Source organism: Streptomyces sp. NPDC090088, assembly GCF_044747345.1.
Taxonomy (GTDB): Bacteria; Actinomycetota; Actinomycetes; order Streptomycetales; family Streptomycetaceae; genus Streptomyces.
Genome location: NZ_JBIVDZ010000003.1, coordinates 229292 through 249520, shown reverse-complemented (window position 1 = coordinate 249520; position 20229 = coordinate 229292). Strand labels below are relative to the sequence as shown.

Below are 20229 nucleotides of genomic sequence, written 5' to 3'. Positions count from 1 at the left end.
GGTCATGTTTCACGTGAAACATGACCCCGCCGGGACGCTGGGGCGCCGAGATGCGATGAGGGGCGATGTTTCACGTGAAACATCGCCCCTCTCCACTACCTACGTCCTTACTTCGAGTAGTCCTTCAGGCAGAGCAGGAAGTCGTCGCTGCTCTTCGTCTCCATGTAGGCGTACTGGAAGTCCTTGGCCTTGGTCTCGCAGGAGATCTGGGCGCTGGCGCTGGTGAAGGTGCCGTCGATCTTGGCCAGGACCACGTACTGCGCCTTGGGGGAGCCGCAGTCCACGACTTCGAGGTCCGGGTTGCTGTCGTTGGTGCTGCCGCGGTGCATGCAGTCCCCGACCTTCGCGGTGTCGGCGTCGTTGCGGCTCGCCAGGTAGCCGCCGACGGCCGCGACCAGGGCGACCGCGACGATGACGATGTTCTTGATCGTCTTGGGCTTGAGCTTGCGCTGCGGCTGCGGAGGCATCGGCGCGTACGGACCGCCCTGCTGCGGGAAGCCCGGCTGGGGCGGGTAGGGAGGCTGCCCCTGCGGCGGGTACGGAGCCTGGCCCTGGGGCGGCGGCGGAGTTGTCACGGTGGAAGTCCCCCTGGAGAACATCAGTGCGCAATGCGCGAGTTAAGACCCGCGTAAGTTAGCCGTTGCCACTGACGCTGCTGTGAGCAGGCGACATTCCGTGACTCCGCTGTGATCCTCAGCGGCGTTCAAAGCGGGCCATAGCCCCTGCAACCGCCGCGTAGATCAGGGCGACCGTGATGACGAGAGCGGCGGAGCGGCCGTCCGGCGGGAGCATCAGGGCGGCGACGCCGGCTGCTCCGACGAAGGCGACGTTGAAGAGGACGTCGTACACGGAGAAGATCCGGCCGCGGAAGGCGTCGTCGACCGACGACTGCACGATGGTGTCCGTTGCGATCTTCGCGCCCTGGGTGACGAGTCCCAGGACGAAGGCGGCGACGAGCATGGGGCCGGTCGTGAAGGGGAGGCCCAGGGCGGGCTCCAGTACGGCGGCGGACGCGGCGCAGACGACGATCCAGCGTCCGGGGCCGAGCCGCCCCGCGGCCCAGGGCGTCACCACGGCCGCTGTGAAGAAGCCCGCGCCGGAGATCCCCAGCGCCACCCCCAGCAGACCGAGTCCCTCGTCCGGGTCGGAGGAGAGGGCGTAGCGGCACAGCATCAGCACCAGGACGAGCAGGGCGCCGTAGCAGAAGCGCATCGCGGTCATCGTGAGCAGTGCCCAGACCGCCTCACGCCGTCGGGGCGCGGCGAGGTGCCGTATCGCCGCCAGCAGGTCACGTGCCGTGGTGATCACCGCCGTCCCCAGGGTCGGCTGCGCCGGATGCCGGTCGGGGCCGAGGAGCCCCGGGGCCATGGTCAGGGAGGTGAGCGCCGCGGCCAGGTACAGCGCGGCGCCCAGCAGCACCACGGCGGCATCGGAGTGCGAGGCCAGCAGCCGCACGCCGAAGGCGAGACCGCCGCCGGCCGTCGCGGCGAGGGTTCCGGCGGTCGGGGACAGGGAGTTGGCCAGCACCAGCCGGTCGGTGTCGACCACCCGCGGGAGCGCGGCGGACAGACCCGAAAGGACGAAGCGGTTGACGGCCGTGACGCACAGGGCGGAGGCGTAGAAGAGCCAGTCGGGGACGTGGCTGATCATCAGCACGGCGGTCACCGCGGCCAGCAGGGCGCGCAGCAGATTGCCGTAGAGGAAGACCTGGCGGCGGCGCCAGCGGTCCAGCAGGACACCCGCGAAGGGGCCCACGAGGGAGTACGGGAGGAGCAGGACCGCCATGGCCGAGGCGATCGCGGCCGGTGAGGTCTGCTTCTCCGGGGAGAAGACGACGTAGGCGGCGAGCGCGACCTGGTAGACGCCGTCGGCACCCTGGGAGAGCAGGCGTACGGCGAGCAGACGGCGGAAGTCCCGCAGGCGCAGCAGGACACGCAGGTCGCGGACGACGGGCATGGTGCACAGCCTCACACAGGGGACCGCACCAAGGGGAAGGGTCCCCGGGTCGGATGACCCGGGGACCCTCAGAGCAGCCCTGGCAGGAGCGATTTTTGGCGAGCTTCAGACTCAGCGTTCGACGTCGCCGCGGATGAACTTCTCCACGTTCTCGCGGGCCTCGTCGTCGAAGTACTGGACCGGCGGGGACTTCATGAAGTAGCTCGATGCGGAGAGGATCGGGCCGCCGATACCCCGGTCCTTGGCGATCTTCGCGGCGCGCAGGGCGTCGATGATGACACCCGCGGAGTTCGGGGAGTCCCAGACCTCGAGCTTGTACTCCAGGTTCAGCGGGACGTCACCGAAGGCGCGGCCCTCCAGGCGGACGTAGGCCCACTTGCGGTCGTCCAGCCAGGCGACGTAGTCGGACGGGCCGATGTGGACGTTCTTCTCGCCGAGGTCCCGGTCGGGGATCTGGGAGGTGACGGCCTGCGTCTTGGAGATCTTCTTGGACTCGAGGCGGTCCCGCTCGAGCATGTTCTTGAAGTCCATGTTGCCGCCGACGTTCAGCTGCATCGTGCGGTCCAGGACGACACCCCGGTCCTCGAACAGCTTCGCCATGACGCGGTGCGTGATGGTGGCGCCGACCTGCGACTTGATGTCGTCACCGACGATCGGGACACCGGCCTCGGTGAACTTGTCCGCCCACTCCTTGGTGCCGGCGATGAAGACCGGGAGGGCGTTGACGAAGGCGACCTTGGCGTCGATGGCGCACTGGGCGTAGAACTTCGCCGCTGCCTCGGAGCCGACCGGCAGGTAGCAGACGAGGACGTCGACCTGCTTCTTCTTGAGGATCTTCACGACGTCGACCGGCTCGGCCGCGGACTCCTCGATGGTCTCGCGGTAGTACTTACCGAGACCGTCCAGGGTGTGGCCGCGCCGTACCTTCACACCGGTGTTCGGGACGTCGCAGATCTTGATGGTGTTGTTCTCGGAGGCGCCGATGGCGTCCGCCAGGTCCAGGCCGACCTTCTTGGCGTCCACGTCGAAGGCGGCGACGAACTCGATGTCCTTGACGTGGTAGTCGCCGAACTGGACATGCATCAGGCCGGGGACCTTGGACGCCGGGTCGGCGTCCTTGTAGTACTCGACTCCCTGCACCAGCGACGCGGCACAGTTGCCCACGCCGACGATGGCTACGCGAACCGAACCCATTCCGGTTGCTCCCTGTGTGTACGAGTGAGGCCCTGAGCGGGTCTCACGTGGCGGTGTCGCCGGGCGTATCCGGTCCGGGGGAATCCCCGGACCGGGGCAGGACGCCCGGCGTTCCATTGGTGGTGTTCTGCTGAGCGGACCCCCCGGAGGCGGGACCCTTCAGGTCCCGTCCGGCCCGCTCGCTCTCGATGAGCTCGTTCAGCCAGCGCACTTCGCGCTCCACGGACTCCATCCCGTGGCGCTGGAGCTCAAGCGTGTAGTCGTCGAGGCGCTCCCGGGTGCGCGCCAGCGAGGCGCGCATCTTCTCCAGGCGCTCCTCCAGCCGGCTGCGACGGCCCTCCAGCACGCGCATCCGCACATCGCGCGAGGTCTGCCCGAAGAAGGCGAACCGGGCGGCGAAGTGCTCGTCCTCGTACGCGTCGGGGCCGGTCTGGGAGAGGAGCTCCTCGAAATGCTCCTTCCCTTCCGCCGTCAACCGGTAGACGATCTTGGCGCGGCGGCCGGAGAGCGGTGCGGCGAGGGCGTCCTCGGCGGTGTTTCCCGGTTCCTCGATCAACCAGCCGTTGGCGACCAGCGTCTTGAGGCAGGGGTAGAGCGTCCCGTAGCTGAACGCACGGAACACACCCAGTGAGGTGTTCAGCCGTTTCCGCAGCTCATAGCCGTGCATCGGGGACTCGCGGAGCAGGCCGAGCACGGCGAACTCAAGGATGCCGGAGCGCCGGCTCATGGTCGCCTCCTCTCGTCCGCGTCTCGCTTATCTCGCTCTGATGTATCGACTCGATACATCCCGACGATAGATCGGGCTGACCCATGCGACAAGAGGAACGACGGTGAACGGGATCACATCACCGATTCGCAGGAGGCAACTTGCCTGATTTGGTGTGAACTTCGGGGCTCGGCGGGTTTTGGCGGTGCGTAGTCTGTGCGGCATGCAAACCACCGGGAACCGAGTGACGCCTGGGGGGCGTCCCTGTCCCCGGTGCAGTACGGGTGAATGCAGGACCGACCACATCCGTACTTCGGGGGGACCGGAAACCAGCCGCCGTTTCCAGGCGCGCACGGGTGCGCCTGCCCGAGGAGTAATCGTTCGATGAGCGAGCACCGTCGCAAACCGCAGCAGCCGCAGGGAGGCGGACGTGCCGCGGCCCGACGCGGCCAGTCCGACCCGACCTCCGGCCGCCGTGCGGCACCGCGAGGCGCCACCGGGTCTCCTTCCGACTCCTATGGGTCCCGTTCCTACGGGTCGGACTCCCAAGGCTCGGGTGGTGAAGAGCGCCCCTACGGCAGTCGTGCAGACGCACGCCGGGCGGCGCAGAGAAACACGGGAGGCCGCCGCAGAGCGCCCGACAACGGGAACCGTGGCCCGGGAGGTCCTGCCGGGCCCGGACGTGGCAGAGGCCGGGCGTCGTCGGCGCCGGGCAAGAAGCGTCTGATCGACTACCCCAGAGCCAACCGGTTCGGCTGGCGTCGCTGGGTCCCCTCCTGGAAGCTCGTCTCCGGGCTGTGCATCACTTTCTTCGGCAGCCTGGTGGCGCTGGTCGGCGTCAGCTACGCCATGGTGACCATCCCCAACGAGAACGACGCGGCCAAGTCCCAGAACAACGTCTATTACTGGTCCAACGGCGATCAGATGGTCGCGACGGGCGCCGGTGCGAACCGGCAGAACGTCACGATCGACCAGATCCCCGAGGCCATGCAGGACGCGGTGATCTCGGCCGAGAACAAGAGCTTCTACTCGGACTCGGGCGTCGACCCCATGGGTATCGCCCGTGCCCTGGTCAACATGGCCCGGGGTGGTGAGACGCAGGGTGGTTCGACGATCACCCAGCAGTTCGTCAAGAACACCTACCTCAGCCAGGACCAGACCGTCAGCCGCAAGTTCAAGGAGATGTTCATCTCCATCAAGGTGGGCACCAAGCTCACCAAGCAGCAGATCCTGCAGGGCTACCTGAACACCTCGTACTTCGGTCGGGGCGCGTACGGCATCCAGGCCGCCGCCCAGACCTACTACGGCGTGGACGCGAAGGACCTCACCCCGAGCCAGTGCGCGGTCCTGGCCTCGCTGCTCAAGGGCGCGACCTACTACGACCCCGCGGGCAACCCGGACATCGACCCCGCGGCCACCAAGGAAGCCAACTACAAGCGCTCCCATGAACGCTGGGCCTGGATCCTCGAGGAGATGCACAAGGACCAGCACCTCACCGACGCCCAGTACCAGCAGGCCGTCAAGAAGTACCCGCTGCCCCAGGGCCGCAAGGCGACCAAGGGCATGACCGGCCAGATCAGCTACCTCGCCGACACGGCCAAGAAGTACGTCCTCGCGCACTCCAACGTCACGGAGGCGCAGTTCGACAAGGGCGGCTTCCAGATCTACACGACCTTCCAGAAGGACAAGGTCAACGCGCTGAGTGCGGCCGTGCAGAAGGTCCAGAAGGCGCGGCTGGATCCGAAGAACCGGGAGAAGGACAAGTACGTCCAGTTCGGTGCCGCCTCGGTGGTGCCCAACGACGGCGCGATCGTCGCCCTGTACGGCGGCGCCGGCTACGAGAACAACCACTTCACCAACAACGCCGACACCTCCGGTGTCCCCGTCGGTTCGACGTGGAAGCCGTTCGTGCTGGCCGCGGCCATGGAGTACGGGACGTACAAGACCGACGGCGTCGGGCTCTCGCCGCTGAGCAAGTACAACGGCAACGACAACCTGAAGGTGCAGAAGCAGGACGGCACGTACTTCCTGAACAAGGACAACTCGATCTTCCGTCAGCGGAACGAGAGTGACCACGCCTGGGGCTACATCAGCCTGCGCAAGGCGATGGAACAGTCGATCAACACGCCGTTCGTGCAACTCGGCGTGGACGTCGGCCTGACGCATGTGCGGGATGTGGCCGAGTCCTCCGGGATCCTGCCCGACAGCATGTCGACGCTGAACCCGTCGTTCGCCATCGGTACGTCCACCCCCAGCGCGATCCGCATGGCGGACGCCTACGCCACCTTCGCAGCGTCCGGCAAGCACGCGGACCCGTACTCGGTGACGGAGGTCAAGGAGGACGGGCAGCCGGTGAGCGGCTTCAGCAAGCCGAAGGTGAGCACCGCGATGCCCTCGGACGTCGCGAACAACGTCACGGACACTCTGGAGAACGTGATCCAGAACGGTACGGGTACCAACGCCAAGGCCCTGGGCCGTACGGCGGCGGGCAAGACCGGTACCACCGACAGCAACAAGTCCGCCTGGTTCGTCGGCTACACCCAGCAGCTGGCGACGTCGGTGGCGATGTTCCGGGAGAACCCGAAGGACGCCGAGCTGCTTTCCATGAACGGCACCGCCGGCGTGGAGTCCATCCACGGTGGTGACATCCCGACCTCGGTGTGGACCGAGTACATGACGGCCGCGCTCAAGGGCAAGAACGACCCCGGCTTCCCGGACGCCAGCAAGATCGGTGAGGTCGCGGACGAGGCGGGGGCTCCCTCCCCGACTCCGACCATCAGCATCACGCCGAGCGAGACGCCCAGCATCACGCCGAGCGCCACGCCCAGCGAGACGGTCACCTCGCCGTCGCCCAGTGCGACCGAGACCTGCCAGTTCGCCTGGAACTGCTCGACCGACGGCGGTGACACCGGCAGCACCTCCGGTACCACGTCCTCGCCGACGGCCACGGAGACGACCGGCGAAGGCAACACCAGAGGCAATGCCAACGGCGGAGGGAATCTCTTCGGCGGATCGACCGGCTAGCCGTGAGGCCTGACCGGTAGGTGACCTTTTCGCCCGCCGTAGTGTGTTTCACGTGAAACATGGGCCGCCGCACCCGACGAGGTGCGGCGGCCCTCGGCGTATTCCTAGAGAGGTACGGCAGGATGGGCCCCATGCCCAGTGCAGAGACGACGCCCGTGAGCGTGCGCGAGCCGGAGCCGGTGCGGCCGACCAGGGAAGACGCGGTCGCCGCCGCCGGGAGTGAGCTGATCGGTGGCCCCATCGGGCGGCGTGCGCTGCTCGGGACGTCCTGGTGGACGCCGCTACGGGTGGTGGTCCTCGTGGCGATCGGCATGTTCGCCCTGGGCCTGATCCAGAAGGCGCCCTGCTACAACGGCGGCTGGTTCTTCGGCGCGAGTTCCCAGTACACCCACGCCTGCTACTCGGACATTCCGCACCTCTATCAGGGGCGGGGCTTCGCCGACGGCCTGGTGCCGTACTTCGACAAGCTCCCGGGCGACATGGACTACCTCGAATACCCGGTGCTGACCGGTGTGTTCATGGAGGTCGCCGCATGGCTCACGCCGGGCAGCGGCAGCATCCAGCTCCAGGAGCAGGTGTACTGGTTCGTCAATGCCGGGATGCTGATGGTCTGCGCCGCCGTCATCGCGGTGTGCGTGGTCCGAACGCACCGCCGGCGCCCCTGGGACGGACTGCTGGTCGCGCTGGCGCCCGCCTTCGCGCTGACCGCCACCATCAACTGGGACCTCCTGGCGGTCGCTCTGACGGCCGCGGCGATGCTGATGTGGTCCCGGAGCCGTCCCCTCGCCTTCGGTGTCCTCCTGGGCCTTGCCACGGCCGCCAAGCTGTATCCCGTGTTCCTGCTGGGGCCGCTGCTCCTGCTGTGCTGGCGGGCCGGAAAATGGCGGGAGTTCTTCGTCGCCTTCGGCGGCGCGGCGGGCGCCTGGATCGTGGTGAACCTGCCGGTGATGATCTTCGCCTTCGACGGCTGGTCGAAGTTCTACACGTTCAGCCAGGAGCGGGGGGTCGACTTCGGGTCCTTCTGGCTGATCTGGGCACAGAACACCACCACCCCGCCGTCCACCGACTTCGTGAACAACGCGGCCATGATCCTGGTGCTGCTCTGCTTCGTGGGTATCGCCGCCCTGTCGCTGACCGCCCCGCGCCGGCCGCGCTTCGCCCAGCTGGCCTTCCTGGTGGTGGCGGCCTTCATCCTCACCAACAAGGTCTACTCCCCGCAGTACGTCCTGTGGCTGGTGCCGCTGGCCGTCCTCGCCCGGCCCAAGTGGCGGGACTTCCTGATCTGGCAGGCGTGCGAGGTGGCGTACTTCCTGGGGATCTGGATGTACCTCGCGTACACGACCAGCGGAGACGCCCACAAGGGCCTGCCGACCCACGGCTACCACTGGGCGATCGCCGTGCACCTGCTGGGCACGCTCTACCTGTGCGCGATGGTCGTACGCGACATCCTCATGCCCGAACGGGACGTGGTGCGCCGCTCCGGTGACGACGACCCCTCGGGCGGGGTGCTGGACGGCGCGGAGGACGTCTTCGTGCTCGGCGGTGCCACGCTTCCCCCGCGCCACGCCGCCCACTTCGAGGGGCCGCAGGTGGAATGGGGAAGCCGATCCTCCGAGGACGGTTCGCTCTGAGCGAACAGCCCGAACAGCCTGGTTCCTGCCGTGAGAAAGGGCCGTACACGGAGTCCGTGTACGGCCCTTTCGGCGTTCCGGGGACCGTCAGCGGTCCACGATGCGGTCGAACTGGGTGGTGGTGTGCCGCAGATGGGCCACCAGCTCCTCGCCCACCTTGGGCTCGGGGGCCTCCGTCGGCACGAAGAGGATCGACACCTGCATGTGCGGGGGCTCCGCGAACCAGCGCTGCTTGCCGCCCCAGACGAACGGAGAAAGGTTCCGGTTCACCGTGGCCAGACCGGCCCGTGCGACGCCCTTGGCACGCGGCATGACGCCGTGCAGGGCCTTCGGGGCCTCCAGGCCCACCCCGTGCGACGTACCGCCCGCCACGACCACCAGGTAGCCGTCCGAGGCCGCCTTCTGCTGCCGGTAGCCGAACCGGTCGCCCTTGGCGACGCGGGTGACGTCCAGGACCGCCCCCCGGTACTCGGTGGCGTCGTGGTCCCCCAGCCACAGCCGGGTGCCGATCCGGGCCCGGAAGCGGGTCTGCGGGAACTGCTGCTGCAGCCGGGCCAGTTCGTCGGCCTTGAGGTGGCTGACGAACATGGTGTGCAGCGGCAGCCGGGCCGCGCGCAGCCGGTCCATCCAGCCGATGACCTCCTCGACGGCGTCCGAGCCGTCGGTGCGGTCCAGCGGCAGATGGATGGCGAAGCCCTCCAGGCGGACGTTCTCTATGGCCGAGTGCAGCTGCGGCAGGTCCTGCTCGCTGATGCCGTGCCGCTTCATCGTGGACATCACCTCGATGACCACACGGGCGCCCACCAGGCCGTACACGCCGTCGATCGAGGACACCGACCGGATGACGCGGTCGGGCAGCGGAACGGGCTCCTCGCCGCGCCGGTAGGGCGTCAGCACCAGCAGGTCGCCGCCGAACCAGTCCTTTATGCGCGCGGCCTCGTACGTCGTGCCGACGGCGAGGATGTCCGAGCCCAGACGCGTGGCCTCCTCCGCCAGGCGTTCGTGCCCGAAGCCGTAGCCGTTGCCCTTGCAGACCGGGACCAGCCCCGGGAACTGCTCCTGCACGTGCTTGTGGTGCGCCCGCCAGCGCGCGGTGTCGACGTAGAGCGTGAGCGCCATGGCCGGACCTGGTACCTCTCTGGATGGCTGGGGTGTGTCAGGGCTATAGAAGCACGGAGCGTGACGTCAGCGGCGCGACATGTAGATGTCGAGAGCCTTGTGGAGCAGCTTGTTCAGCGGGAAGTCCCACTCGCCGAGGTACTCGGCGGCCTGGCCGCCCGTGCCCACCTTGAACTGGATCAGGCCGAAGAGGTGGTCCGTCTCGTCCAGCGAGTCCGAGATGCCGCGCAGGTCGTAGACGGTGGCGCCGAGCGCGTAGGCGTCGCGCAGCATCCGCCACTGCATGGCGTTGGAGGGCCGCACCTCCCGGCCGATGTTGTCGGAGGCGCCGTAGGAGTACCAGACGTGCCCGCCGACGATCAGCATGGTCGCCGCGGACAGGTTCACCCCGTTGTGCCGGGCGAAGTACAGCCGCATCCGGTTCGGGTCCTCGGTGTTGAGGGCCGTCCACATGCGCTGGAAGTACGACAGCGGGCGCGGCCGGAAGTGGTCGCGCACGGCCGTGATCTCGTACAGCCGCTGCCACTCCGCGAGGTCCTGGTAGCCGCCCTGGACGACCTCGACACCGGCCTTCTCGGCCTTCTTGATGTTGCGTCGCCACAGCTGGTTGAAGTTCTTGTGGACGTCTTCCAGGGAACGGTTGGCCAGCGGCACCTGGTAGACGTAGCGCGGCTGGACGTCGCCGAAGCCGGCGCCGCCGTCCTCGCCCTGCTGCCAGCCCATCCGGCGCAGCTTGTCGGCCACCTCGAAGGCGCGCGGCTCGATGAAGTCGGCCTCGATGTCGCGCAGCCGCTTCACGTCCGGGTTCTGGATGCCGGCCTTGATGGAGTTGGCCTCCCAGCGCCGGATGATCACCGGCGGGCCCATCTTCACCGAGAACGCGCCCTGCTGCTTGAGGTGGGCCAGCATCGGCTGGATCCACTCGTCGAGATTCGGCGCGAACCAGTTGATGACCGGGCCCTCGGGCAGATAGGCGAGGTAGCGCTTGATCTTGGGCAGCTGGCGGTACAGCACCAGGCCGGCGCCGACCATCTCGCCGGTGCGCTCGTCGAACCAGCCGAGGTTCTCCGAACGCCACTCCGCCTTGACATCTGCCCAGGCCGGGACCTGCATGTGGCTAGCCGCCGGCAGGCTCTGGATGTAGGCCAGATGCTGTTCGCGGCTGATGGTCCTCAGGGTCAGGCTCATGTCGGGGCGCTCCTCGGGCTGGTGTGTCCCCATGGGTACAGGGGCTCCGGCTCTCGCGCCGAAGCCTACTGCGCCTTGCTCGCGGCCCGACCGGGCGTACGGCACCAACGTCCCGGCCCGCGAAAGGCCGGGACGTTCCGCTGTGCTGCGGGAGGTGCCGGACGGCTACCCGAACAGCCCGCCGTGCGCCATACCGATGAAGAAGCCGACGCCCGCGGCACCGAGACCCAGGATCAGACCGAAGCGCTCGCGCGTGGTGATCGAGATCCACTGCCCGTACAGACCGGTGAGGATGCCGATCAGGCCGGTCCAGGAGCTGAGCAGGTGCAGGCTGTGGAAGAACGAGGTGAAGAAGGCGACCAGCCCGAGCACCAGCGTCACTGCCATCAGTGAGTCCTGGAGCGGATGGGGCTTGCCGTCCGTGGCGAACAGGGATCCGGCGGTGTTGGGTCGCAATGCCTGTGCCATAGGGCACCTCCTGCGGAAGGCGGCGCATCGTAGCGCCGTACACACCCGATGTGTACAGATTGAGGGGCCAGGCCACCGGATTTCAACCGGAAGCACGTGTGCGGGTACTCTGTACCGTCTGCACCGGTGTCTGCCCAGGCCGCGGCCGGGGATCCCGAGGGAACCCCCCGAATGTCAGTGGCGGCCGATACCGTTGCGTACGCATCACAACCCTCCTGCCACGGAACGACCGTGGCCGCTGAGTCCAAAGGAGGTGGGTTCCACATGCGTCACTACGAGGTGATGGTCATCCTCGACCCCGATCTGGAGGAGCGCGCTGTCGCCCCCCTGATCGAGAACTTCCTCTCCGTCGTCCGTGAGGGCAACGGCAAGGTGGAGAAGGTCGACACCTGGGGCCGTCGTCGTCTCTCGTACGAGATCAAGAAGAAGCCCGAGGGCATCTACTCGGTCATCGACCTGCAGGCCGAGCCTGTGGTCGTGAAGGAGCTCGACCGCCAGATGAACCTGAACGAGTCGGTCCTCCGGACCAAGGTCCTCCGCCCCGAGACCCACTGAGCTTCCCGCTCAGCTGATCTCGGGTTTCGAGTAGCAGCAAGCAGCCAGCAGCAAACCCGCCGAGAGGTTCCCCATGGCAGGCGAGACCGTCATCACGGTCGTCGGCAATCTTGTCGACGACCCCGAGCTGCGCTTCACCCCGTCCGGTGCGGCGGTCGCGAAGTTCCGCGTCGCGTCCACTCCCCGCACCTTCGACCGCCAGACGAACGAGTGGAAGGACGGCGAAAGCCTCTTCCTCACCTGCTCGGTCTGGCGGCAGGCGGCGGAGAACGTCGCCGAGTCGCTCCAGCGAGGCATGCGCGTCATCGTGCAGGGCCGGCTGAAGCAGCGGTCCTACGAGGACCGTGAGGGTGTCAAGCGCACGGTCTACGAACTGGACGTCGAGGAAGTCGGCGCCAGCCTGCGAAGCGCCACGGCCAAGGTCACCAAGACCGCCGGCGGTCAGGGCGGTCGCGGTGGCCAGGGTGGTTACGGCGGCGGTGGCGGCCAGGGTGGCGGCGGCTGGGGCGGCGGCTCCGGCGGCGGCCAGCAGGGCGGCGCTCCCAACGACGACCCCTGGGCCTCCGGCGCTCCCGCCGGCGGCGGCAACCAGGGTGGCGGCGGTTGGGGCGGCGGCTCCGGCAACTCCGGCGGCAGCGGCGGCGGCTACTCGGACGAGCCCCCGTTCTAAGGGCCACAGGCCCGAAGAGCCAAGGGCTCGCATCCCCACTTCTTGATCACACAGGAGAAACACCATGGCGAAGCCGCCTGTGCGCAAGCCTAAGAAGAAGGTCTGCGCTTTCTGCAAGGACAAGGTCCAGTACGTGGACTACAAGGACACGAACATGCTGCGGAAGTTCATTTCCGACCGCGGCAAGATCCGTGCCCGCCGCGTGACCGGCAACTGCACGCAGCACCAGCGTGACGTCGCCACGGCCGTCAAGAACAGCCGTGAGATGGCGCTGCTGCCCTACACGTCCACCGCGCGCTAAGGGAAGGGTGACCGAAACATGAAGATCATCCTCACCCACGAGGTCTCTGGCCTCGGTGCCGCCGGCGACGTCGTCGACGTCAAGGACGGCTACGCTCGCAACTACCTGATCCCGCGGAAGTTCGCTATCCGCTGGACCAAGGGTGGCGAGAAGGACGTCGAGCAGATCCGTCGTGCTCGCAAGATCCACGAGATCCAGACCATCGAGCAGGCCAACCAGGTGAAGGCCCAGCTCGAGGGCGTCAAGGTTCGCCTGGCCGTGCGTGCCGGCGACGCCGGTCGCCTCTTCGGTTCCGTCACCCAGGCCGACATCGCTTCGGCGATCAAGGCTGCCGGTGGCCCCGAGGTCGACAAGCGCCGCATCGAGGTCTCCTCGGCGATCAAGACCCTGGGCGCCCACGCGACGTCCGTGCGTCTGCACCCCGAGGTTGCCGCCACGGTCAGCATCGAGGTCGTCGCGGCCTGACGCTGCGCACGGCTTGAGCAGTAACTGAAAGGGGCCGCACCCTTCATGGGTGCGGCCCCTTTTGCTTGTTTCACGTGAAACGTGACAGCCCGCGATGTTTCACGTGAAACCGCCGACTGAGTGCGTCGGTCAGCGCGTTGCGCCCGTCACGATCCACCGGCCCGAGCGGGCCCGCAGCCACAGGGTGGCCATCCGTACGGCCATCATCAGCGTCATGGCGCCCCAGAGGGCGGTGAGCCCACCGCCGAGGACGGGAACGAGCAGCGCCACCGGCGTGAAGACCGCAAGCGTCACGACCATGGCGCCGGCGAGATACGGTCCGTCTCCGGCTCCCATGAGGACTCCGTCGAGGACGAACACCACACCGGAGATCGGCTGGGAGACGGCCACGATCAGCAGCGCGGGCAGCGCGGTGTCCGTCACGGCGGGGTCGCTGGTGAAGAGCGGGAGGAAGAGCGGTCGGGCGGCCACCACCAGCAGGCCCAGGGCCACTCCGGTGGCGATGCCCCACTGGACCATGCGTCGGCAGGCCTCGCGGGCGCCCTCGGTGTCTTCCGCACCGAGATAGCGGCCGATGATGGACTGTCCGGCGATCGCGATCGCGTCCAGGGCGAAGGCCAGCAGGCTCCACAGCGACAGCACGATCTGGTGGGCGGCGATGTCGGCATCGCCCAGCCGGGCCGCCACCGCCGTGGCGATCATGAGGATGGCTCGCAGGGAGAGTGTCCGGACGAGCAGCGGCGCGCCGGCCTGTGCCGAGGCCCGGATCCCGGCCACGTCGGGGCGCAGGGACGCTCCGTGCCTGCGGGCGCCACGGACCACGACGATCAGATAGACCGCCGCCATCGCGCACTGGGCGATGACGGTGCCCCAGGCGGAACCGGCGATGCCCAGTCCGGCTCCGTAGACGAGCCCGGCGTTGAGTCCGGCGTTGGCGACGAAGCCCGCGACGGCGACGTACAGCGGGGTCCGGGTGTTCTGCAGGCCGCGCAGGACGCCGGTGGCGGCGAGCACCACCAGCATGGCCGGGATACCGAGCGAGGAGATCCGCAGATAGGTCGTCGCATAGGGAGCCGCGGTGGCGGATGCACCGAAGAGTTCCACTATGCCGGGGGCCAGGGGCAGGACGACGGCGATGACGCCGGCGCCGAGCAGCAGCGCCAGCCAGATGCCGTCCATGCCCTGGCGGATCGCTGCCTGGAGATCGCCGGCGCCGACTCGGCGGGCGACGGCCGCTGTGGTGGCGTAGGCGAGGAAGACGAAGACGCTCACCGCGGTGGTGAGGAGGGCCGAGGCGACCCCGAGACCGGCGAGCTGCGCGGTACCGAGATGGCCGACGATCGCGCTGTCGGCCATGACGAAAAGCGGCTCGGCGACGAGTGCGCCGAAGGCCGGGACGGCCAGCGTGACGATCTCTCGGTCGTGCCGCCGTCGAGTGGCCTGGGGGATCGCGGGAGCCTGTGGCATGGGCGCTAATCTAATCGTCCACAGGTAAGAGATGCAATTGCTCAATGACCCTTACTGATGTGTGTAGGGGCCGTGCTTTCGCGCGCCGTTCGAAGCGATCTTGGTCCGACTGGGAAAGTTTTTCTTCTGCACAGCCGGTGGATGACAAAGACGCAGGTCAGGGCTGTTCATGGAGGGAGATCGAGGGCTTGTTCACAGGGCTGTCCACCGTGTCGTGCACAGGTTTTGGCGGGTTCTCCACAGCATACGGGCCGTCGTCCACATGGCCTGTGGATAACCAGATTGGCTGACGGTGCCCGCGGGCCTAACGTGGTCCGGCGCCCACTCCTTCTCACGGCCTCGGAAACCTCACAAAACCGACGCGTCCAGAACCGGAACAAGGCGACCCAGTTGTCAGTGCCGTGCCGTAGAAAAGAGGGCACGGCGAGGTCCGCCGGTCGGACGGGAGGAGGTGGCTCGGTGAGCATTTCCGAGCCCTTGGACGATCCGTGGGCCGAAGCCGGTCCCAGTGATCGTCTGCCCGCCTCCCGCCGTCGCGGTGAGGGCGGCCGAGGCCGGGACGACCGGCACGACCGGGGCCGGGAGGACGGCGACTGGGAGGGCGGCGCCACCTTCGAACGGGTTCCCCCGCAGGACCTGGACGCCGAACAGTCCGTGCTCGGCGGCATGCTGCTCTCGAAGGACGCCATCGCCGACGTCGTCGAGATCCTCAAGGGCCACGACTTCTACAAGCCCGCGCACGAGACGATCTACCAGGCGATCCTCGACGTCTATGCCAAGGGCGAGCCGGCCGACCCCATCACCATCGCCGCCGAGCTCACCAAGCGCGGCGAGATCAACAAGGTCGGCGGCGCCTCCTATCTGCACACCCTCGTCCAGACGGTGCCGACGGCGGCGAACGCCGAGTACTACGCGGAGATCGTCCACGAGCGGGCCGTGCTGCGCCGCCTGGTCGAGGCCGGCACGCGCATCACGCAGATGGGATACGCGGCCGACGGCGACATCGACGAGATCGTCAACAGCGCCCAGGCGGAGATCTACGCCGTCACCGAGCAGCGGACCAGCGAGGACTACCTGCCGCTCGGCGACATCATGGAGGGCGCCCTCGACGAGATCGAGGCGATCGGCTCCCGCACCGGCGAGATGACGGGTGTGCCCACCGGCTTCACGGATCTGGACTCGCTCACCAACGGCCTGCACCCGGGCCAGATGATCGTCATCGCCGCGCGTCCCGCCATGGGCAAGTCGACCCTCGCGCTGGACTTCGCGCGGGCCGCCTCCATCAAGAACAACCTGCCCAGCGTCATCTTCTCCCTCGAAATGGGCCGCAACGAGATCGCGATGCGTCTGCTGTCCGCCGAGGCCCGGGTCGCCCTGCACCACATGCGCTCCGGCACGATGACCGACGAGGACTGGACCCGGCTGGCCCGCCGGATGCCGGACGTCTCGGCCGCCCCGCTCTACATCGACGACTCGCCGAACCTGTCGATGATGGAGATCCGCGCCAAGTGCCGCCGGCTCAAGCAGCGCAACGACATCAAGCTCGTGATCATCGACTATCTGCAGCTGATGCAGTCCGGCGGCAAGCGCTCCGAGAGCCGTCAGCAGGAGGTCTCGGACATGTCCCGAAACCTCAAGCTGCTGGCCAAGGAGCTGGAGGTCCCGGTGATCGCGCTCTCGCAGCTGAACCGTGGACCCGAGCAGCGCACCGACAAGAAGCCGATGGTGTCCGACCTGCGTGAGTCCGGCTCCATCGAGCAGGACGCGGACATGGTCATCCTGCTCCATCGCGAGGACGCCTACGAGAAGGAGTCACCGCGCGCGGGCGAGGCGGACATCATCGTCGGCAAGCACCGAAACGGCCCGACGGCGACGATCACCGTGGCCTTCCAGGGCCACTACTCCCGTTTCGTGGACATGGCGCAGACCTGATCCCGGGCCGCCCCGGCCGCTCGGTGCCGTCGCTCAGCCGGCCTGTGCGTGGCCGGTGAAGAGGCGGACGAAGTGGTGCGGGGCGCCGTCGCCGAGGAGGACTTCGTGGAGGTCGTCGCCGTCGACGGCGGCCGCGGCGCTGCGCGGGAACATGGCCTGCTCGAACTCGGCGAGCGCGGTCTCGATGTCGTCGGGGTGTGCGGCGAGGGCCCGGCCGAGTTCGGCGCCGTCGAGCATGGCGAGGTTGGCGCCTTCGCCGTTGGGCGCGGTGAGGTGGGCGGCGTCGCCGATGAGGGTCACCCCGGGCACCCGCTCCCAGCGGTGCTCGGTGGGCAGCGTGTGGTGCGGACGCAGTCGCGGCGGAGTGTCCGTGTCGGTGATCAGGGCGGTGAGTTCCGGCGCCCAGCCGTCGAACTCCGCGGCGATCCGCGCCGTGGCCGATGCGGTGTCGCCGAAGTCGATGGCGTCGAACCAGTCCAGCGGCTTGCACAGCGCCACGTAGGCGTGCAGGGTGCCGCCGCTCTCCCGGTGCGCAAGGATCCCCTTCTTCGGCGCGAGTGCGAAGAGCGCGCCGCCGCCGACGGCCTTCGCGCCGGCGGGGTGCCGGGTGTCGCCGTCGAACAGGTAGGTCTCCACGGAGGACCTGCCGGCGTACCGGGGGGTGGCGGTGGACAGCAGCGGCCTGACCCGTGACCACGCGCCGTCCGCGCCGACCAGGAGTTCCGTGTCGACGGCGGTGCCGTTCTCGAAGGTCACCTCGTGGCGGCCCGCGCCGAGGGAGCGGGTGCCGGTGACCCGGTGGCCCCAGCGGACGGTGTCGGCCGGGAGCGAGGCGAGCAGGATCCGCCGCAGTTCGCCGCGCAGGGCTTCGGGGCGGCCGCCCGTGCCGTCGTCGGCCTCCTCGTGCAGGACCGTCCCGTCCCGGTCCAGGATCCGCATCGCCTGGCGGCCCTCCAGGACGATGCCGCGGAATTCCTCCGTCAGGCCGGCGGCCCGCAGGGCGACCTGCCCGTTGTGGTCGTGGATGTCGAGCATCCCGCCCTGCGCACGAGCCGCCGGGGAGGGGTCCGCCTCGTAGACGGTGGCCGGGATGCCGTGGAGGTGCAGGACCCGGGCGAGCGTCAGTCCTCCGAGTCCCGCGCCGATGATCGTGACCGGAGTGGTCATGGTGGTTCCTTCCTGACCATGGACGGCCGGGCGGGCGCCAGGCCTCTGGAACGCTGTTCCAGCGCGTCCACGATGGAACGAGGTTCCAGAGCTTGTCAAGGTGGAACGGTGTTCCACGATGCCTAGAATGGCCGCATGGCAACGAAGGCGCGTCGTCCGGAACGACGGCAGGAACCGCTCTCCCGCGAGCGCATCGTCGGTGCGGCCGTCGAACTCCTCGACACCGTGGGCGAGAGCGGGCTCACCTTCCGGGTCCTGGCGGAACACCTCGCGACCGGTCCGGGCGCGATCTACTGGCACGTCACGGGCAAGGCCGAACTCCTGGCCGCCGCCACCGAGGCCGTCGTCGCCACCATTGCCGACGACGCCACCGACGCGACGCCCCAGCAGGCGATCCGCGACCTCGCGCTCGGGGTGTTCGACGCGATCGACGCCCACCCGTGGGTCGGCGCACAGCTCGCCCGCACCTCGTGGCAGTCGCCGATGCTGGGCGTCTTCGAACGCATCGGACGCCAGGTGCAGGCGCTCCAGGTGCCCGAGGCCGCCCAGTTCACCGCGGCGTCCGCGCTGCTGAACTACATCCTCGGCGTCGCGGGCCAGAACGCCGTCAACACCCTGACGCTCCGGCCGGACACGAACCGCACCGACTTCCTCGACGCCGTGGCGACCGAGTGGGCGCAACTCGACCCCGGCCAGTACGGGTTCACCCGGAACATCGCCGGCCAGTTGCGCAACCATGACGACCGAGCCGAGTTCGTCGCGGGCATCGACCTCATCCTCGCCGGGATCACCGCTGGCCGGCAGTCGGCCGACGGCGCCTGGCCACCGCCGTCGAAATGAACTCGACGCCGGTCCGCCCACCGGGTGGACTGGGCACATGACGACATCCCAGGAAGAGCTGCTCCCCGCGACCAGACGGGCGCTGCTGCATCGCATCGCCGTGGCCCAGGCCGAAGGGCGGGCGCCGTCACTGGTGGCGGCGGTCGTGCGGGGCGGGCGGGCCGTCTGGCACGGGGCGCGGACCTCGGTGGACGGGCACGGACCGGACCAGAACGTGCAGTACCGGATCGGCTCGATCACCAAGACCTTCACGGCCGTTCTGGTGCTCCGGCTGCGCGACGAGGGGCTGCTCGACCTCGGCGACCCTCTGGAGAAGCACCTGCCGGGCACCGGAGCGGGGGAGGCGACCATCGCCGAACTCCTCGCGCATACCGGCGGACTGGCCGCCGAGTCGCCCGCGCCGTGGTGGGAGCGCACCCCGGGCTCGCTGCGGCCGGAGCTGAGCGATGTCCTCGGCGAACAGCCTCTCCTGCACCCCGTCGGCCGCCGGTTCCACTACTCCAACCCCGGCTACACCCTGCTCGGCGCGCTGGTCGAGGAGCTCCGCGGTGCTCCCTGGGAGGAGGTGCTCCGGCGGGAGGTGCTCGAACCGCTGGGCCTGGACCGCACGAGCGCCCAGCCGCAGGCGCCGCACGCCGGCGGCTGGGCGGTGCACCCCTGGGCCGACGCGCTGCTCCCGGAGCCGTTGGAGGACCTCGGCCGGATGGCGCCCGCGGGGCAGCTCTGGTCGACCACCGGCGATCTGGCCCGCTTCGCCGTGTTCCTGGCGGCCGGCGACGACCGGGTGCTGAGCGCCGAGTCGGTGCGGGAGATGCGCACCCCGGCCGCCCCCGCCGAGGCCGCCGATGTTCTGGACGGTGCCACCTATGGCCTCGGTCTGCAGATCCAGCGCCGGGACGGCAGGCTGCTCGTCGGGCACTCCGGCTCACTGCCCGGCTTCCTGGCCAACCTCACCGTCAGCGTGGACGATGATGTGGCGGCCGTGGCCCTGGCGAACTGCACCTCCGGCCCGCTGCTGTCCTCCGTCGGCGCCGACCTCGTCTGTATCGTCGCGGAGGCCGAGCCACGCATCCCCGAGCCCTGGCGCCCGCTGGCCCAGGTCGATCCGTCCGTCCTGGAGTTGGCGGGCCAGTGGTACTGGGGCACCCATGCCTTCGTGCTGACGGTGACGGCCGACGGGCTGGTCTCGCTGGGGCCGCTGTCGGGCGCCGGCCGCCGTGCGCGCTTCCGGGCCGACGGTGACGGCACCTGGACCGGCCTGGAGGGGTACTACGCCGGAGAGCTTCTACGACCCGTACGACGCCCGGACGGCAGCGTGAGCCACCTGGACCTCGGATCGTTCGTGTTCACCCGTCAGCCGTACGAGGACGCGTCTTCTGTGCCCGGCGGAGTGGACCCCGAGGGGTGGCGGGGGATCGGCTGACGGTCGAGGGGGGTGGGGGGGGGGGGGGGGGGGGGGGGGGGGGGGGGGCCCCCCCCCCCCCCCCCCCACAAACCCAACAAACACCCAAAACAAGCGCCGAGACGCCACACCCCCGACCCCCAA

Annotated in this window: 18 protein-coding genes; 9 read left to right on the top strand and 9 right to left on the bottom strand. The window is 68.8% G+C overall.

What is annotated here, in order from left to right:
- Positions 1 to 107 precede the first annotated feature (107 nt).
- The 4 genes from ACIPSJ_RS17090 to ACIPSJ_RS17075 all read right to left on the bottom strand — a co-directional run bounded on the left by ACIPSJ_RS17090 (position 108) and on the right by ACIPSJ_RS17075 (position 3877).
- The gene (locus tag ACIPSJ_RS17090) at positions 108 to 575 is read right to left on the bottom strand and encodes a hypothetical protein (protein ID WP_401346520.1); all 468 of its coding nucleotides are present in this window, start codon (positions 573 to 575) and stop codon (positions 108 to 110) included.
- A gap of 118 nt (positions 576 to 693) precedes the next feature.
- Positions 694 to 1956, bottom strand: coding sequence for an MFS transporter (locus ACIPSJ_RS17085; RefSeq protein ID WP_401346519.1), 1263 nt, complete (start codon positions 1954 to 1956; stop codon positions 694 to 696).
- A 111-nt stretch (positions 1957 to 2067) separates the two neighbouring features.
- Complete coding sequence (locus ACIPSJ_RS17080) at positions 2068 to 3150, bottom strand: inositol-3-phosphate synthase (protein WP_359211585.1); 1083 nt, start codon at positions 3148 to 3150, stop codon at positions 2068 to 2070.
- Positions 3151 to 3193: 43 nt separating this feature from the next.
- The gene (locus ACIPSJ_RS17075) at positions 3194 to 3877 is read right to left on the bottom strand and encodes a helix-turn-helix transcriptional regulator (RefSeq protein ID WP_359211588.1); all 684 of its coding nucleotides are present in this window, start codon (positions 3875 to 3877) and stop codon (positions 3194 to 3196) included.
- A 363-nt stretch (positions 3878 to 4240) separates the two neighbouring features.
- Here ACIPSJ_RS17075 and ACIPSJ_RS17070 point away from each other — a divergent pair, with 363 nt between their 5' ends.
- Both ACIPSJ_RS17070 and ACIPSJ_RS17065 read left to right on the top strand, forming a co-directional pair.
- Positions 4241 to 6880: a transglycosylase domain-containing protein gene (locus ACIPSJ_RS17070; RefSeq protein ID WP_401346516.1), complete on the top strand. Its 2640-nt coding sequence runs from the start codon at positions 4241 to 4243 to the stop codon at positions 6878 to 6880.
- Positions 6881 to 7011: 131 nt separating this feature from the next.
- Complete coding sequence (locus tag ACIPSJ_RS17065) at positions 7012 to 8511, top strand: glycosyltransferase family 87 protein (RefSeq protein ID WP_401346514.1); 1500 nt, start codon at positions 7012 to 7014, stop codon at positions 8509 to 8511.
- A gap of 87 nt (positions 8512 to 8598) precedes the next feature.
- On the opposite strand, the gene ACIPSJ_RS17060 is transcribed toward ACIPSJ_RS17065, so the two are convergent.
- From ACIPSJ_RS17060 to ACIPSJ_RS17050, 3 genes are all read right to left on the bottom strand, one after another.
- A complete protein-coding gene (locus ACIPSJ_RS17060) occupies positions 8599 to 9630 on the bottom strand; it encodes an alanine racemase (protein ID WP_355712516.1) in 1032 nt (343 codons plus the stop codon).
- Between the two features lie 66 nt (positions 9631 to 9696).
- Positions 9697 to 10818 (bottom strand): peptidoglycan bridge formation glycyltransferase FemX, encoded by a 1122-nt coding sequence (gene femX / locus ACIPSJ_RS17055; protein ID WP_355712518.1) that lies wholly within the window; start codon positions 10816 to 10818, stop codon positions 9697 to 9699.
- Positions 10819 to 10983: 165 nt separating this feature from the next.
- Complete coding sequence (locus tag ACIPSJ_RS17050; protein WP_355712520.1) at positions 10984 to 11286, bottom strand: hypothetical protein; 303 nt, start codon at positions 11284 to 11286, stop codon at positions 10984 to 10986.
- 264 nt (positions 11287 to 11550) lie between these two features.
- On the opposite strand from ACIPSJ_RS17050, the gene rpsF reads away from it, so the two are divergent.
- The 4 genes from rpsF to rplI all read left to right on the top strand — a co-directional run bounded on the left by rpsF (position 11551) and on the right by rplI (position 13277).
- The gene (gene rpsF, locus ACIPSJ_RS17045; protein WP_093500872.1) at positions 11551 to 11841 is read left to right on the top strand and encodes a 30S ribosomal protein S6; all 291 of its coding nucleotides are present in this window, start codon (positions 11551 to 11553) and stop codon (positions 11839 to 11841) included.
- A 73-nt stretch (positions 11842 to 11914) separates the two neighbouring features.
- Positions 11915 to 12511, top strand: coding sequence for a single-stranded DNA-binding protein (locus tag ACIPSJ_RS17040; RefSeq protein ID WP_359211601.1), 597 nt, complete (start codon positions 11915 to 11917; stop codon positions 12509 to 12511).
- Between the two features lie 64 nt (positions 12512 to 12575).
- Positions 12576 to 12812: a 30S ribosomal protein S18 gene (gene rpsR, locus ACIPSJ_RS17035; RefSeq protein ID WP_006381652.1), complete on the top strand. Its 237-nt coding sequence runs from the start codon at positions 12576 to 12578 to the stop codon at positions 12810 to 12812.
- An 18-nt stretch (positions 12813 to 12830) separates the two neighbouring features.
- Positions 12831 to 13277 carry a 50S ribosomal protein L9 gene (gene rplI / locus ACIPSJ_RS17030; RefSeq protein ID WP_355712524.1) on the top strand — a complete coding sequence of 149 codons (447 nt, stop codon included), beginning with the start codon at positions 12831 to 12833 and terminating at the stop codon, positions 13275 to 13277.
- 129 nt (positions 13278 to 13406) lie between these two features.
- Here the strand turns inward: rplI and ACIPSJ_RS17025 are convergent, their stop codons facing one another.
- Positions 13407 to 14744, bottom strand: coding sequence for an MATE family efflux transporter (locus tag ACIPSJ_RS17025; protein WP_401346511.1), 1338 nt, complete (start codon positions 14742 to 14744; stop codon positions 13407 to 13409).
- Between the two features lie 459 nt (positions 14745 to 15203).
- Between ACIPSJ_RS17025 and dnaB the strand changes: the two genes are divergently transcribed.
- Positions 15204 to 16676, top strand: coding sequence for a replicative DNA helicase (gene dnaB / locus ACIPSJ_RS17020; RefSeq protein ID WP_359211609.1), 1473 nt, complete (start codon positions 15204 to 15206; stop codon positions 16674 to 16676).
- A 33-nt stretch (positions 16677 to 16709) separates the two neighbouring features.
- On the opposite strand, the gene ACIPSJ_RS17015 is transcribed toward dnaB, so the two are convergent.
- Positions 16710 to 17843 carry an FAD-dependent oxidoreductase gene (locus tag ACIPSJ_RS17015; protein WP_401346509.1) on the bottom strand — a complete coding sequence of 378 codons (1134 nt, stop codon included), beginning with the start codon at positions 17841 to 17843 and terminating at the stop codon, positions 16710 to 16712.
- Positions 17844 to 17978: 135 nt separating this feature from the next.
- On the opposite strand from ACIPSJ_RS17015, the gene ACIPSJ_RS17010 reads away from it, so the two are divergent.
- Complete coding sequence (locus ACIPSJ_RS17010) at positions 17979 to 18683, top strand: TetR/AcrR family transcriptional regulator (RefSeq protein WP_401346507.1); 705 nt, start codon at positions 17979 to 17981, stop codon at positions 18681 to 18683.
- Positions 18684 to 18720: 37 nt separating this feature from the next.
- On the top strand, positions 18721 to 20106 hold the full coding sequence (locus tag ACIPSJ_RS17005) for a serine hydrolase domain-containing protein (RefSeq protein WP_401346505.1): 1386 nt from the start codon (positions 18721 to 18723) through the stop codon (positions 20104 to 20106).
- Positions 20107 to 20229 lie beyond the last annotated feature (123 nt).